At 73.8% G+C, this 15,324-nt stretch carries 13 protein-coding genes; 10 read left to right on the top strand and 3 right to left on the bottom strand.

The features are described 5' to 3' along the window. The first annotated feature begins 136 nt into the window (after nt 1-136). Nucleotides 137-2,362: a hypothetical protein gene (locus tag ACQEVC_RS06855; RefSeq protein ID WP_432874285.1), complete on the top strand. Its 2,226-nt coding sequence runs from the start codon at nt 137-139 to the stop codon at nt 2,360-2,362. A 97-nt stretch (nt 2,363-2,459) separates the two neighbouring features. On the opposite strand, the gene ACQEVC_RS06850 is transcribed toward ACQEVC_RS06855, so the two are convergent. Together ACQEVC_RS06850 and ACQEVC_RS06845 are read right to left on the bottom strand one after the other, a co-directional pair. Then, nucleotides 2,460-3,623, bottom strand: a complete 1,164-nt coding sequence (locus ACQEVC_RS06850) for an NADH-quinone oxidoreductase subunit D (protein ID WP_432874284.1) — start codon at nt 3,621-3,623, stop codon at nt 2,460-2,462. A gap of 290 nt (nt 3,624-3,913) precedes the next feature. Continuing rightward, entirely contained in the window at nt 3,914-4,960 is a 1,047-nt protein-coding gene (locus ACQEVC_RS06845) for an SAM-dependent methyltransferase (protein WP_432874282.1), read from the bottom strand. A gap of 345 nt (nt 4,961-5,305) precedes the next feature. On the opposite strand from ACQEVC_RS06845, the gene ACQEVC_RS06840 reads away from it, so the two are divergent. The 7 genes from ACQEVC_RS06840 to ACQEVC_RS06810 all read left to right on the top strand — a co-directional run bounded on the left by ACQEVC_RS06840 (nt 5,306) and on the right by ACQEVC_RS06810 (nt 12,284). After that, nucleotides 5,306-6,307 (top strand): DUF2520 domain-containing protein, encoded by a 1,002-nt coding sequence (locus ACQEVC_RS06840; RefSeq protein ID WP_432874280.1) that lies wholly within the window; start codon nt 5,306-5,308, stop codon nt 6,305-6,307. Between the two features lie 22 nt (nt 6,308-6,329). Beyond that, entirely contained in the window at nt 6,330-7,190 is an 861-nt protein-coding gene (panC, locus tag ACQEVC_RS06835; RefSeq protein ID WP_432874279.1) for a pantoate--beta-alanine ligase, read from the top strand. 44 nt (nt 7,191-7,234) lie between these two features. Further along, a complete protein-coding gene (gene panD / locus ACQEVC_RS06830; protein ID WP_432874278.1) occupies nt 7,235-7,660 on the top strand; it encodes an aspartate 1-decarboxylase in 426 nt (141 codons plus the stop codon). 143 nt (nt 7,661-7,803) lie between these two features. Further along, complete coding sequence (locus ACQEVC_RS06825; protein WP_432874276.1) at nt 7,804-8,709, top strand: septum formation family protein; 906 nt, start codon at nt 7,804-7,806, stop codon at nt 8,707-8,709. Between the two features lie 191 nt (nt 8,710-8,900). Further along, nucleotides 8,901-10,601, top strand: a complete 1,701-nt coding sequence (locus ACQEVC_RS06820; protein ID WP_432874274.1) for an L-aspartate oxidase — start codon at nt 8,901-8,903, stop codon at nt 10,599-10,601. Beyond that, nucleotides 10,598-11,485, top strand: coding sequence for a carboxylating nicotinate-nucleotide diphosphorylase (nadC, locus tag ACQEVC_RS06815; RefSeq protein WP_432891092.1), 888 nt, complete (start codon nt 10,598-10,600; stop codon nt 11,483-11,485). Before ACQEVC_RS06820 ends, nadC begins: the two co-directional genes overlap by 4 nt. 40 nt (nt 11,486-11,525) lie before the next feature. Continuing rightward, the gene (locus ACQEVC_RS06810) at nt 11,526-12,284 is read left to right on the top strand and encodes a type III pantothenate kinase (RefSeq protein WP_432874272.1); all 759 of its coding nucleotides are present in this window, start codon (nt 11,526-11,528) and stop codon (nt 12,282-12,284) included. Between the two features lie 112 nt (nt 12,285-12,396). Here the strand turns inward: ACQEVC_RS06810 and ACQEVC_RS06805 are convergent, their stop codons facing one another. Next, on the bottom strand, nt 12,397-13,143 hold the full coding sequence (locus ACQEVC_RS06805; RefSeq protein ID WP_432874270.1) for a class I SAM-dependent methyltransferase: 747 nt from the start codon (nt 13,141-13,143) through the stop codon (nt 12,397-12,399). Nucleotides 13,144-13,284: 141 nt separating this feature from the next. Here ACQEVC_RS06805 and lysS point away from each other — a divergent pair, with 141 nt between their 5' ends. Together lysS and ACQEVC_RS06795 are read left to right on the top strand one after the other, a co-directional pair. Further along, nucleotides 13,285-14,739: a lysine--tRNA ligase gene (lysS, locus tag ACQEVC_RS06800; protein ID WP_432891089.1), complete on the top strand. Its 1,455-nt coding sequence runs from the start codon at nt 13,285-13,287 to the stop codon at nt 14,737-14,739. 111 nt (nt 14,740-14,850) lie between these two features. Further along, complete coding sequence (locus ACQEVC_RS06795) at nt 14,851-15,201, top strand: histone-like nucleoid-structuring protein Lsr2 (protein WP_318396815.1); 351 nt, start codon at nt 14,851-14,853, stop codon at nt 15,199-15,201. Nucleotides 15,202-15,324: the final 123 nt, after the last annotated feature.

Below are 15,324 nucleotides of genomic sequence, written 5' to 3'. Positions count from 1 at the left end.
CGGGGGTGAACCTCCCGCGCGAGGAGCGGAGCTGACCGAGGGGTCGGTCGATGTCACCGTACGTGGCGTCGACCGGCCCCGCTTTGCCGGCCGCCGCCATTCCGGTCCCCGGTAAGTGTGGGTAGGCTCGACTGCCATGTCAGCCCGCGAGGCCCCCGAGGAAACCCGCCGTAGGCCGCTGCTGACCATCCTCTTCTGGGTCGGGGTGGGGCTGGCTCCGCTGGCCGCCCTGTTACTCCTGGTCGGACAGGGCAACGGGCCGCTCCGGATCGCGGCGGTGCTCGCCGTGCTGGCGGTCGTACTCATCGGACTGTCGATCACGTTGCGTGGCGACTCGGAGGGTGTCCGGCTGGACCTGGAGGAGACCCTCATCGAGGAACTCGACGATCTCCGGGGTGAGCTGCGCAACGACATCGCCACCGCCGCCCGGGCCACCCACAAGGCGTTCGGCGAGAAGCTGGAGGTCGTACGGGGCGACGTCGAGGCGCTGCGGGGCCAGCTCGACGCCGTCCGGGCCGGCGCGGCGGCGCCGGTCACCTCCGTTACGGCCGCGCCGGCCGCCACGACCGGTCCGGTCGGTGCCGGGGCGGTGGTCGGCGGCGCGGTCGGTGCCGCCGGCGTGCCCGCCGGACGGGCGCCGGCCGAGCCGGGTCAGAGCGGCTGGGCACCACCCACGGATCCGGGCCGGGCCGCCCGGGTGCCGGACGAGCCGGCCCCGGCGGGCTGGACGCCGCCGGGCGGACCGGTTCGGGACGGCTCCGGCTCCCGCTCGGACGGGCCACGCCGGGCCGCCGGGGGCGCGGCCCCGGCGCACGCTTCGGCCCCGGCGCACGCTTCGGTCCCGGCGCACGCTGCGGACCAGGGCGACACCGGCGAATTCCACGGTCGGCCCGGCAGCGCCTACCAGGGCGGCAGCTACCAGGCGAGCGGCCATTCCGACGGCGGCCGGGCCGGGTCGGGCCGGGGACGGTACGGCCGGGACGACGGTACAGCGGGTGAGCCCGGGCAGTACGGCCACTCGTGGGCGCAGGGCGCCCGGCCGCATCGGGGCGGCCCGGCGGGAATGCCGGGCAGCCCCGGAGGCGTGTCCGGGCCGCCACTCGGCCGAGGCATCGTCCGGCACACCGAGACCGTGCAGGTGACCACCCGGCAGACCATCGTCGGCGGCCACGAGGACGACGACCACGGCGCGGGTTACGGCGGCGGCGTCTACGGCGGCGCCCATTCGGGCGGCTACGGCAACGGTACCTACGGCGCCGGTGGCCAGGCCGGTACCTACGGCGCCGGTGGCCAGGCCGGTACCTACGGCGGCGGTGGCCAGGCCGGCAGCACCTACGGCGGCGGAGGTACGTACGGCGGGGGCGGCTACGGCGGTGCCGAGGAGCGGTCCGGCGGTCCGGGCCGGGGCCCCGACGAGCGCCGGTCCGGTGGCGGCTACGGCGGGGACGAGCGTGGCGCAGGCGGCTACGGCGGAGAGCGCCGTGGCCCCGGCGGCGACGGTGGGACCGGTCACGGCGGCGACGACCGGGCTGGTTACGGCCGCGGCGACGATCGTGCCGGCTACGGCGGTGGTGAGCGTCGCGGCTACGGAGCCGGCGACCAGGGCGGGGGCCACGGCGGCGGCACGTACGGCGGTGGCAGCTACGGGGGCGGCGGTCGCGAGCGGGACGGGCGCGACGAGGACCTGGCCGACCCGCAGGCGGCGCGGGGCCGGCGGTCCGCCGAGCCCGCCGACGAGGGGCGGGACGCCCGGTCCGGCAGCGGCTGGCGTGACCGCCCGGCTGACCCGGAGCCGGAGCCCGAGACCGGCGACCCGGCCGACGACTCGTACTGGGCCGAGCTGCGGGCCGGCGACCGCTGGACCTCGGTACGCAGCGACGACCGGGGCCGGGAGGTCCGGATGGGCGAGCGGCGGGCGTCGATGCGGTCCGACGAGTCGGGTACGGAACTCCGGGTCGAGGACCGCTGGGCGGAGATGCGCCGGGAGGAGCCGAGGCCGGACGAGGGCCGGCGGGCCGGTCGCCAGTGGTCGGAGTCCCGCAGCGACGACCGGCGGTCCGACGGTCAGTACGGCTCCGGCGGTTGGTCCGGCGGCGACGCTGCCCGACGCGGCGGTGGCGGCGACCCGGGCGACAGCCGGGGCTGGGAGCCGTCCGGCGGTGCTCCGGCGCTGCCCGCCGGAGGTGTGGACCCGGCCTCCGTCTGGGGGCCGCCCCGGCAGGAGCCGGAGCCGGCCCGGCGGGGGCGGCGGCACCGGGAGGACGAGGAGTACGGTTACCCGCCGCTGGACGAGTCGCCCCGGGCCGGCGGCACCCGGCGGTCGGAGTACGGCGGCTACCCCGCCGACGGCGACTGGCGCTGACCGCCGCCCCCGCGCCACCCTGTCCGGGCCCACCCGTCCGCGCCACCCATTTGCGGTCGGTTGTCCGCGGCTACTCGTCGGCAGCCACCTGGCGGCGCTATTTGTCGATGTCCCCGACGACGAAGAACATCGAGCCCAGGATCGCGATCAGGTCCGGCACCAGACAGCCGGGGAGCAGCGTGGCCAGGGCCTGGACGTTGGCGTACGAGGCGGTGCGCAGCTTCATCCGCCACGGGGTCTTGTCGCCCCGGGACACCAGGTAGTAGCCGTTGATCCCGAGCGGGTTCTCGGTCCAGGCGTAGGTGTGCCCCTCCGGCGCCTTCACCACCTTGGGCAGCCGCACGTTCACCGGACCGCTGATCCGGTCGACCTGGTCCAGGCAGCGTTCCGCGAGGTCGAGTGAGACGTACACCTGGTCGAGCAGGACCTCGAACCGGGAGTGGCAGTCACCGGCGCTCCGGGTGACCACCGGCACCTCCAGCGACCCGTACGCCAGGTAAGGCTCGTCGCGGCGCAGGTCGAGGTCGAGTCCGGAGGCCCGGGCGACCGGGCCGGAGGCGCCGTACGCGGCCGCGTCGGCAGCGGAGAGCACCCCGACTCCGACGGTACGGGCCAGGAAGATGTCGTTGCGCCGGATCAGGTTGTCCAGGTCCGGCAGGCGGCGGCGCACCTCGCCGATCGCCGCCCTGGCCCGCCGGGTCCAGCCGGCCGGCACCTCCTCCTTGAGCCCACCGACCCGGTTGAACATGTAGTGCATCCGGCCGCCGGAGACCTCCTCCATCACCGTCTGGAGGGTCTCGCGTTCCCGGAACGCGTAGAACATCGGGGTGATGGCGCCGATCTCCAGCGGATAGGAGCCGAGGAACATCAGGTGGTTGAGCACCCGGTTCAGCTCGGCCAGGGCGGTGCGCAGCCAGACGGACCGCTCCGGCACCTCCATCCCCATCATCCGCTCGACCGCGAGCACCACGCCGAGTTCGTTGGAGAACGCCGACAGCCAGTCGTGCCGGTTGGCGAGCACGATGATCTGCCGGTAGTCGCGTACCTCGAAGAGCTTCTCCGCACCCCGGTGCATGTAGCCGACGATCGGCTCGCAGGAGATCACCCGCTCGCCGTCGAGCACCAGTTTGAGCCGGAGTACGCCGTGGGTCGACGGATGCTGCGGTCCGATGTTCAGCACCATGTCGGCGGTGTCGAGGCCCGCCCCGGTGCCGACGGTCAGCTCCCGCAGCGCCCCGGTGTCGGCAGTCATGCCCGCCATCGTGCCACGATCCGCCCGGCCGCATCGCCGGCCGACGTGCGTCGGCTTGGGGTGCTGCTTGGGGTGCTGCTTGGGGTGCTGCTTGGGGTGCTGCTTGGGGCGCTGCTTGAGGCGCAGGAGATGGCCGAGCGTGGCGGGGGTCGCCTGGGATCTCTGGAAGGAGGAGCAGGCGGCCGAGAAAGCCGTGGCAGTTCGCTCGGCCGCGCAGGGAACCGGGCCGGGCAGGGCCATGGCGGTGAGGGCGGGCCGCAACCGGCTCACCGTCTTGCACGACGACCGCGGCTACGCGGTCATCTCGCGGGTCGCCCGGGTGTCGGTCCAGTGGATTCTGGGCGGAGCCACCCGGACGGTCCCGAATCGACACCGACCGGTTGGAGTAGCCACCAGTGGCCGCCGAGGCCGGCAGGATCGGTCAGTTCGGCCGCCGTGGAGGCCCGGGCGAGCGCCCGGACGTAACCCGCCGGGTCGGTCGAGGCCAGCGCCAGCGCGGGTCGCCGCCCGTCGGCCCCGAGCGCGCGCAGTGCCGTGTGCTGCCCGACCAGGGTGTACGGCCGGCCGGCCCGCGCCGTACCGGCCGCCGCCACCGAGTCCATCGCGACGTGCGCGGTCAGGTCGCAGCTCCCGTCCGGTACCGGGTGCACCTGCCGGCCGCCCCGGAACCCGGTGAGCGTGCCGTGCGGCGGGCGGGTGTCCCGCAGGTGTCCGTAGTCGACGGCGAGGGCCAGCCCCCGGTGCAGGCTGCCGACCGCCTCGGCCCAGGCGACGTCCCGGGGCAGCCCGATCTCCACCCGGCCGGGCAGCGCTGGGTCCGGCGGGGTCGGCCACCAGCCGGCCAGCCACGCGGTCTCGGCCGCGTCGAGCGGGCCACCGGGCGACTCCGCACCGGTGCCGGGGTCGACGAGTACTCGTCGCCAGCCGGCCGGGCCGGGTTCCGCGACGTCCAGCGGTACGTTGTCCAGCCACTCGGTCGCGAGCAGCAACCCGACGACCCGCTCCGGCAGGTCCGAGCGCCAACCGATCGTCTCCGGCAGCGAGTCCGGGCGAGCGGCCAGCTCGACCGCGGTCAGCCGGAGCCGGGCGGCGAGCTCCGGCGGGGCGAGCCGGGCCAGCGTGCCGAGCAGTTCACCCCGGCCGGCGCCGACGTCGACCACGTGCAGCGGGTCCGGCCGGCCCAGCGCGGCGTCGAGCCGGTCCAGCAGCCGCAGCAGGGCGCCGCCGAGCACCGGTACGGCGTGCGCGCTGGTCCGGAAGTGCGCGGCCGGCCCGGCGCCGCTGACGAAGAACCCGTGGTCACCGTAGAGCGCGGTGGTCATCGCGGCTCGCCATCCGATCGGCACCGGCCCAGGTTATGCGGCGCAGATTCCCCGGGTTCACCCGACGTGCGGCGGGCTGGCACCGCCGCGCTCCTCCGGCCGGCGGTGGTGAGACGCAGGTTTCCTCCGACGGACTCGCCACTGGACTCCACCTTTCCTCCGCCGGACCCGCCACTGGACCCCACCGCCGGCATCGATCCTGATCCACCCCTCGGGTCGCGGTGACGCCCCGGGTGGGGTGCGTCACCGCCCCGGCGGACCGGGTACCGGCAAGGGGTGTTGGTTTTCACAACCCCTTGGTCCCGAGCTGGCCGGACGGCGCATACTTGCGATCGACCGGTACCACTTATCGAGGACTGGATCACCGCTATGAGCGCTTCCGCGCGCCCGCGTACCGCGGCCTCCGGCGGGTCGGCCCGGCCGACGGCCGCCGCACCGAGCCGTGACCGTGCCGGCCAGGGCCAGTCGCATCCTTCGTTCCCCCGCCAGCTCACCGTCGGTGTGATCGGTGCCGGTCGGGTCGGCGCCGTGCTCGGTGCCGCGCTGGGCCGTGCCGGGCACCGGGTGGTCGCCGCCGCCGGGGTCTCGACCGCCGCCCGGGACCGGATCGACCGGCTGCTGCCGGGCACCGCCGTACGCCCCGCCGACGAGGTGGCCCGGGCCGCCGCCGACCTGCTGCTGGTCGCCGTACCGGACGACGCGCTGGCCCCGGTGATCGCCGGGCTGGCTTCGACCGGTGCGCTCCGGTCGGGGCAGGTGGTGGCGCACACCTCCGGCGCGCACGGGCTCGACGTGCTCGCCCCGGTCGTCGCGGTCGGGGCGTACCCGCTGGCCCTGCACCCGGCGATGACCTTCACCGGTACCGCCGAGGACCTGCACCGGCTGGCCGGCATCTCGTACGGCGTGACCGTCCCGGAGTCGCTGCGTCCGTTCGCCGTCCGGCTCGTCGCCGACCTCGGCGGGGTACCCGAGTGGGTGGCCGAACCGGACCGCCCGCTCTACCATGCCGCTCTCGCGCACGGGGCGAACCATCTCGTCACGCTGGTCAACGAGGCGGCGGACCTGCTCCGCGCCGCCGGGGTGGCCCAGCCGGAGAAGGTGCTCGGTCCGCTGCTCCGGGCCGCCCTGGACAACTCGCTGCGACTCGGCGACGCGGCGCTGACCGGGCCGGTGTCCCGGGGTGACGCCGGTACGATCGCCCGGCACCTGGACCGGCTGACCGCCACCGCCCCGGAGTCGGTGCCCGGTTACCTCGCGCTGGCCCGCCGCACCGCCGACCGGGCGATCGCGGCCGGTCGGCTCCGTCCGGCCGACGCCGAGTTCCTGCTGGGGGTGCTGGCCGACCGGGTCCGGAAGGTCGCCGCCGCGTGACCGGGGGAGTGGGAGAGCCGAGATGACCACGGTGTTGCGTACCCGGGCGGAGCTGGCGGCCGCCCTGGGGCCCCTGCCCGGGAAGCTGGCGGTGGTGATGACCATGGGGGCCCTGCACTCCGGGCACGAGGCGCTGCTGCGGGCGGCCCGGGAGCGGGCCGACACCGTACTGGCGACGATCTTCGTGAACCCGCTCCAGTTCGGCCCGAACGAGGACTTCGACCGGTACCCCCGGACCTTCGACGCCGATGTGGCGCTCTGCCGGGCGGCCGGGGTCCGGTACGTCTTCGCCCCGTCCCGCGAGGAGTTGTATCCGGACGGCGAGCCGATGGTCAGGGTCGACCCGGGCAGCCTCGGCGAGGAGTTGGAGGGCGCCAGCCGCCCCGGCTTCTTCACCGGGGTGCTGACCGTGGTGGCGAAGCTGCTCAACCTGCTCCGGCCGGACGTCGCGTTCTTCGGCGAGAAGGACTACCAGCAGCTCACCCTGGTTCGCCGGATGGTCCGCGACCTGGAGTTGGACGTGGAGATCGTCGGCGTGCCGACCGTACGCGAGCCGGACGGGCTGGCGCTGTCCAGCCGCAACCGCTACCTCTCCGCCGAGGAGCGGACCTCGGCGCTGCGGCTGTCGGCGGCACTGCGGGCCGGCAGCGACGCCGCCGAGGCCGGTCGGGGTGCCGACGGTGCGCTCGCCGCCGCCTACCGCGCCTTCGGCGAGGGTACGACCGGCGCCAAGCTGGACTACCTGGTGCTGACCGCCCCGGACCTGGGCCCGGCACCGGCCGCCGGACCGGCCCGGATGCTGGTGGCCGCCTGGGTCGGCTCCACCCGACTGATCGACAACATGCCGGTCGACCTGGCTCCGGTTTCCACGCCGGGCGGCTGAGCCACCGACCGCCCGAGACCCCTGCGCTAGGGAGGATGTACCCGATGCTCCGCACCATGCTCAAGTCGAAGATCCACCGGGCCACGGTGACCCAGGCGGATCTGCACTACGTCGGTTCGGTGACCGTCGACGCCGATCTGCTGGACGCCGCCGACCTGCTCCCCGGCGAGCAGGTCGCGATCGTGGACGTGACGAACGGGGCGCGGCTGGAGACGTACGTGATCGTCGGTGAGCGCGGCAGCGGCGTGATCGGCATCAACGGCGCCGCCGCGCACCTGGTGCACCCCGGCGACCTGGTGATCCTGATCTCGTACGGCCAGATGGACGACGCCGAGGCGCGGACGTACCAGCCGCGGATCGTGCACGTCGACGCGGAGAACCGGATCCTCGACCTGGGCGCCGACCCGGCGGGCGCGGTACCCGGGATGGTCGGCGACCCGGTCCGGGGCGACCTCGTCGCCACCGGCTGATCCGGCTGACGACCGCCTGCCGGCCCGTCCTCGACGGCCTCCCCGGGCGACCCGCCGGAAGGATGATCTCGCCGTCCGGATGACCCCGCCGGTTAACGTAGGGTGCAGCCATCCGGACCGTTGGTCGCCCTGGGGAGGACGCGATGCGCCGTTGGACGAGCGCCCTGGCGCTGGCCGGGGCAGTGCTGCTCGGCGTCGCCGGCTGCGCGCCTCCGGGCGGCACGGACGGCGACCTCACCAACGCCTGGGCTCCGGTCGGCGAGCCGACGGTCTTCACCCCGGCGGCCGAGGCCTGCCATTCGGCGGACTTCTCCGAGACGGTCTACCTGTCGTCGTACGTGCCGGTGGAGTGCACCACCAACCATCGGCTGGAGACCGTGCACGTGGGCACGTTCGCCGGGGCGGCGGGCGAGGCGGAGAAGCCGCCGGCACCCGGCTCGCCCCAGTTCACCACCGCGTACGCCGAGTGCGACAGCCGGGCGCGCGGCTTCCTCGGCGCGGACTGGCGTACCGGTCGGCTCTGGCTCGGGGTGGCGGTGCCCTCGCCGAAGGGCTGGACGGCCGGGGCCCGGTGGTTCCGCTGCGACATGACCGAACTGTCCAACGTCGAGGAGGACGGCGACGCGGTCAGCCGGACGGCGAGCCTGAAGGGCGCGCTACGCGAGGCCGGGCCGCTGCGGCTGGGCTGCTACGCCACCACCCTGACCCGGACCGAGACCATCGACCGGATGCCCCCGGCGGAATGCTCGGCCCGGCACAACACCGAGTTCGCCGGGGTGTTTCGGGCGCCGGCGACCTTGAAGTACCCGACGGCGGAGCGCGACTGGCAGCCCTTCTACGACGGCTGTTACACCGTCGCCGCCCGGTTCGTCGGGGTGTCGCAGAGCACGATCCGGTTCCGTACCGGCGTCGTGGCGCTGCCCGGCGGGCGGGACGACTGGACGTCGGGCAACCGGGGCGTCCGGTGCTACCTGTGGGTCTCGGACGGCAAGTTCACCCGCTCGCTCAAGGGCGCCGGCGCCGGCGGCCTGCCGATCCGGACCGGCTGATCCCGGTCGATCAACCCGCCTGACCTGCACCGGCACGGCCGGGCACCCCGGTCGCTCGGAGCACGCCGTCCCGGCCGGCCGTCCGCCGGCTCCGGAGCGGACGGCCCTTACGTCCGGATCGGGGAGCGTCGTAGGCCACTTCTCCCGCCCCCGGGCCGCCCGACCCCACCGCTACGCGGTTGACTGGAGTGATGCAGTTTCCGACCGTCGACCTGCCGGTGGTACCCCGGCTGCTGGCCGCCCCGGCACCGGGCTGGGTGGAGACGACCGACGTGATCGTGATCGGGTCGGGCATCGCCGGGCTCACCGCCGCACTGCACCTGCGCGAGGCGGGACTGCACGTGACCGTGGTGACCAAGGTCAACATTGACGACGGCTCCACCCGGTGGGCGCAGGGCGGCATCGCGGCCGTACTCGATCCGCTGGACACCCCGTCCGCGCACGCCTCCGACACCGAGCTGGCCGGGGTCGGGCTCTGCGACCCGGCGGCGGTCCGGGTACTGGTAGAGGAGGGACCGACCCGGCTGCGGGAGCTGATCCGGGCCGGTGCCGAGTTCGACCGCAACCCCGACGGCTCGCTGATGCTGACCCGGGAGGGCGGGCACCGGGCGGACCGGATCGTGCACGCCGGTGGCGACGCGACCGGGGCCGAGGTGCAGCGGGCGCTGCACGCGGCGGTCGGTCGGGACCCCTGGATCCGGCTGGTGGAGCACGCTCTCGTCCTCGACCTGCTCCGGGCCCCGGACGGCGGCTGGGCCGGTCCCGGCCGGGCCTGCGGGATCACCCTGCACGTGCTCGGCGAGGGCAGCGAGGACGGGGTCGGTGCGATCCTGGCCCGGGCGGTGGTGCTGGCCACCGGCGGGATGGGGCAGGTCTTCGCCGCCACCACCAATCCGGCGGTCTCCACCGGGGACGGCGTCGCGCTGGCGATGCGGGCCGGTGCCGCCGTGACCGACCTGGAGTTCGTCCAGTTCCATCCGACCGCGCTGCTGGCGCCGGCCGCACCCGGGAACGGCGGCGTCCCGGCCCGGGCCGCCCAGCAGCCGCTGGTCTCCGAGGCGCTGCGCGGCGAGGGTGCGCACCTGGTCGACGCGGACGGCAAGCGGTTCATGGTCGGCCAACACGAGCTGGCCGAGCTGGCGCCCCGGGACGTGGTGGCCAAGGGGATCCACCGGGTACTGCTGGCCACCGGTGCCGACCACGTCTTCCTGGACGCCCGGCACCTCGGCGCGGAGTTCCTGGCCCGGCGCTTCCCCACCATCGTCGCCTCCTGCCGCTCGGCCGGGATCGACCCGGCCGAGCAGCCGATCCCGGTCGCCCCGGCCGCGCACTACGCCTCCGGCGGGGTACGCACCGACCTGCACGGCCGCACCTCCATCCCCGGCCTGTACGCCTGCGGCGAGGTCGCCTGCACCGGCGTGCACGGCGCGAACCGGCTGGCCAGCAACTCGCTGCTGGAGGGGCTGGTGTTCGCCCGCCGGATCGCCCAGGACATCGCCCGGGACCTGCCGGCCCAGGCCGAACCGGCTCCGACCGGGGCGTGGCGGGGCGGCGAGGGCGCGACGGTCGATCCGGCGGTGCGGGAGCACCTGGCCCGGGCGATGACCCGGGGTGCCGGGGTGCTCCGCTCCGCCGACTCGCTCCGGGCGACCGCCGCCGAGCTGGGCACCCTCGGTGCGACCCGGGGTGCGCCGCGTACCGCGAGCTGGGAGGCGACCAACCTGGTCACGGTGGCCGCGGCGCTGGTCGGCGCGGCGTACGCCCGGCAGGAGACCCGGGGCTGCCATTGGCGCGAGGATTACTCGGAATCACGCGACGATTGGCTCGGGCACCTGGTCGGGTCGATCGGTCCGGCGGGTCACCTGCAACAGGACTGGGAGGCACTGTGCTGACGGACTCGACCACGCGGGCGCTGCGCTCGGCCGGGCTCGACCCGGTGGAGGTGGAACGCATCGCCCGGGCGGCGCTGGACGAGGACCTGGGGCCGGAGCGGCTGGACGTGACAAGTCTGGCCACCATCCCGGACGACCAGGTCGACACCGCCGACGTGGTGGCCCGGGCCGACGGGGTGGTGGCCGGGCTGGCCGTGGCGGCGGCCGTCTTCGAACTGGCCGCCGGCCCGGGCGTACGGGTGCTGCCGGTGGCCACCGACGGTGCCGAGGTCGCCGTGGGAGACGTGCTGGCCACGGTGACCGGGCCGACCCGGGGACTGCTCACCGCCGAGCGGACCGCGCTGAACCTGCTCTGCCGGATGTCCGGGGTGGCGACACACACCCGGGCCTGGGTGGCGGCGCTGGGCGGCAGCAAGGCGACCGTGCTGGACACCCGGAAGACCACTCCCGGGCTGCGCCCGCTGGAGAAGTACGCGGTCCGGGCCGGTGGCGGCGCCAACAAGCGCCTCGGGCTGTACGACGTGGCAATGATCAAGGACAACCACAAGCTGGCGGCCGGCGGCATCGCCGCGGCGTACCGGCGGGTGCGGGAGGCGTTCCCGGCGGTGCCGATCCAGGTCGAGGTGACCACGGTGGCCGAGGCACTGGAGGCGGTGGAGGCCGGCGCCGACTTCCTGCTCTGCGACAACATGCCGCCGGCGCTGCTGACCGAGGTGGTCGCGGCGGTGGGCGACCGCGCCGAGCTGGAGGCGACCGGCGGGCTGACCCTGGAGACCGCGGCCGAGTACGCGGCCACCGGCGTCGACTACCTCTCGGTTGGGGCGCTGACGCACTCCTCGCCTATCTTGGACATCGCACTGGACCTCCGCTCGCGCGCCGCGTAGCGGCGGGACGCGCCACGACTCGGGGTTCGGGACTGACGACATGCTGCTCTGTATCGACATCGGCAACACCAACACCGTGCTGGCGACCTTCGAGGGCGAGAAGCTGGTGCACTCCTGGCGGATCAAGACCGATGCCCGGTCCACCGCCGACGAGCTGGGCCTGAAGCTGCGCGGCCTGCTGGCCGGGGACGCGGTGGAGATCACCGGGGTGGTCGCCTGTTCGACCGTGCCGGCCGCGCTGCGCTCGCTGCGTACGATGCTGGCCCGCTACTACGCCGACATCCCCAACCTGGTCGTCGAGCCGGGGGTGAAGACCGGGGTGCAGTTGGCGATCGACAACCCGAAGGAGGTCGGCGCCGACCGGGTGGTCAACACCCTGGCGGCGTACACCCTCTACGGCGGGCCGTCGATCGTGGTCGACTTCGGCACCACCACGAACTTCGACGTGATCAGCGGCCGGGGGGAGTTCCTCGGCGGCGCGTTCGCGCCCGGCATCGAGATCTCCTTCGACGCGCTGGCCGCCCGGGCGGCCCAGTTGCGCAAGGTCGAGCCGGCGGTACCCCGTTCGGTGATCGGCAAGAACACCGTGGAGTGCCTCCAGGCCGGGATGTACTTCGGCTTCGCCGGCCAGGTGGACCGGATCGTCGAACGGATGATCGGGGAGCTGGGCGAGGTGCGGGCGGTGATCGCCACCGGCGGGCTGGCGCCGCTGGTGATCGGCGAGTGCCGGACGATCACCCACCACGAGCCGATGATCACGCTGATCGGCCTGCGCATGGTCTACGACCGCAACCGCTGACACCCTCCGCGGCTCGGCCGCCGCCGGCCGCCCAGCGTCCGGCGACCCACGGAAGAGTCCAGCGTCCGCAGACTCCGGGAAGCACTCGGCGCCCGGGGAAGAGCCGGCCGGCTCAGCGCCGCCGGGCCCGGAAGACCAGCGTCCGGTACGGCAGCGCGAAGCTCTCCCGCCCGGCCAGCTCCGGATGACCGGCGGTCAGCTTCCGGATGGCGGCCGCCACCTCCCGCTGCCGCTGCGGGCTGGCGGTGAGGTAGTGCGAGCGGGTGCTGATCATCCCGACCAGGCTCTCCGGGGTGAGCGTCACGCTGTGCCGGAACTCGTTCCGTTCGACCGGCGCGAACTCCGGGCCGTAGCCGTCGACGTCGGGTCCGTCGTCCCGGGCGCCGCGCCCGTCGAGCAGTTCGACGGTGATCGCGGTCAGCTCGGCCACCCAGGGCACCGACTCGTCCCGGTGGTTGAAGATCGCCGCGTACGTCCCGCCGGGGCGCAGCAGCCGGGCCCCCTCCGCGTGCGCCACCGGATGGTCGAACCAGTGGTACGCCTGCCCGGCGACGACCGCGTCCACCGACCCGTCCGGCAGCGGCACCCGTTCGGCCGAGCCGGCCCGGGCCACCGTGCCCGGAGTGGCGGTGTCGAGCCTGGCCCGCATCCCCGGGTCCGGCTCGACCGGCGTCACCCGGTAGCCGAGCCGCAGCAGTACCCGGGTGAGGATGCCGGTGCCGGCGCCGAGGTCCAGCACCTCGGCCGGGGCGGGACGGTCGACCGCCCACTCCACCGCCGGCTCCGGATAGCTCGGCCGGTACCGGTCGTAGCGCTCGGCCGCGGCACCGAAGGAGAGGGCGTGGACCTGGTCGACCATGCCTGGAGGTTATCCAGTGCCCCGCCGCCGGCGCACTTGAGTACGCTCGGGGCCGAACTCCGCCGACAATTCCCGAGGAAGCATGCCGTGAGCCAGCAGATCCCGAACCCCGCCGACCCCGTGGACGACCTTCCCGAGCAGATGCGGGTCCGTCGGGAGAAGCGGGACCGCATGCTCGCCGAGGGCGTCGAGCCGTACCCGGTGGGATATCCGCGTACCGCGACTCTCGCCGAGATCCGGGCCCGCTACGCGGACCTTCCGACCGACACCGCGAGCGGGGACGTCGCCGCCGTCACCGGCCGGGTGATCTTCGTACGCAACACCGGAAAGCTCTGTTTCGCCACCTTGCGGGACGGTGACGGCACCGAACTCCAGGCGATGCTCTCGCTCGACCGGGTCGGTCCGGATCGGCTCGACGCCTGGAAGCGGCTGGTCGACCTCGGTGACCACGTCGGGGTGACCGGTGAGGTGATTACCAGCCGGCGCGGGGAGCTTTCCGTGCTCGCCGATTCCTGGGAGCTGACCGCGAAGGCGCTCCGCCCGCTGCCGGTGGCGCACAAGCCACTTAGCGAGGAGGCCCGGGTCCGGCAGCGTTATGTCGATCTGATCGTGCGCCCCCGGGCCCGCGAGATGGTACGCACCAGGGCGGCGACGCTGCGTAGTCTGCGCGATTCGCTGCACGCCCGGAGTTTCATCGAAGTGGAAACCCCCATGCTGCAGCCGCTGCCGGGCGGGGCCACGGCCAGGCCATTCGTGACGCACAGCAATGCGTTAGACACGGATCTGTATCTGCGAATCGCCCCCGAGCTTTTTCTCAAGCGGGCGGCGGTCGGCGGCATCGACCGGGTCTTCGAGATCAACCGCAACTTCCGTAATGAGGGGGTCGACTCTTCGCACTCCCCGGAGTTCGCCATGCTCGAGGCGTACGAGGCGTACGGTGACTACGACACCATGGCGACCCTCACCCGTGACCTGGTGCAGGCCGCCGCGCTCGCCGCAGCCGGGTCGCATGTGGTGACGCACGCCGACGGCGCCGAGTTCGACCTCGGCGGCCGGTGGCCTTCGGTGACCCTCTACGGCACCCTTTCCGAGGCGCTCGGCGAGGAGGTCACCGTCCGCACCGGCATGGCCGACCTGCTGGGATACGCGGAAAAGGTCGGTCTCGCGGTCGACCCGAAGTGGGGTCCGGGCAAGCTCGCCGAGGAGCTTTTCGAGGAACTGGTCGTACCGACGTTGCGCCAGCCCACCTTCGTCCGGGACTACCCGGAAGAGACCAGCCCGCTGGTCCGGGCGCACCCCGACGAGCCGGGGCTCACCGCGAAATGGGACCTCTACGTGCTCGGTTTCGAGCTGGCCACCGGCTACACGGAGCTGGTCGACCCGGTGGTGCAGCGGGAGCGGTTGGTGGCCCAGGCCCAGCGCTCGGCCAGGGGCGACGACGAGGCCATGCGGCTCGACGAGGACTTCCTGCGGGCCATGGAGTACGGAATGCCGCCGCTCGGGGGCATGGGAATGGGAATCGACCGGCTGCTGATGGCCCTCACCGGCCTCGGAATTCGGGAAACCATCCTCTTCCCGATGGTCCGCCCGGAGTAGTTGCCGCCGAGCGGCTTGTCGCGTAGTTTCGCCGTCCTATTGACGGAGCAAGCATCTAACGGGCTATTGTGCTCTTGTTTGCGGCGAACCTGCTCGAAAGGATAGCGACACGTGGCCAAGCAGATCATTCACAAGCTGGTCGATGACCTGGACGGCGGAGACGCGGACGAGACCGTCAAGTTCTCGCTCGACGGCGTGCAGTACGAGATCGACCTGTCGGACAAGAACGCCGGCAAATTGCGGGAGCTATTCGCCCCGTACGTCGCGGCCGGCTCGAAGGTGGGCCGGGGCGGCGTGGTGGTCGGCGGTCGTGCCGCACGGGGGCGGGGTGGCGCCACCGCCGACCGCGAGCAGAACAAGGCGATCCGGGCCTGGGCCAAGAAGGAAGGCAAGGAGATCTCCGACCGCGGGCGGATCCCGCAGGAGATCGTGGACGAGTACCACGCCAAGGCGGGCCGCTAGGCGTCGTGCTTCCTTGATCCCTCGCGCGGGGTGGGTGGACGAGCATTCGTCCACCCACCCCGCGCCCTTTTTGCCTGTTGCGAGTGGTATGAGAAGATTGGTCTGAGTGTCCGCTTCGTCGGC

It is taken from the genome of Plantactinospora sp. CA-294935 (assembly GCF_050936445.1).
Classification (GTDB): domain Bacteria; phylum Actinomycetota; class Actinomycetes; order Mycobacteriales; family Micromonosporaceae; genus Plantactinospora.
Note: the sequence above shows the minus strand (reverse complement) of the source record. Positions and strands in the feature narration are given on the sequence as shown.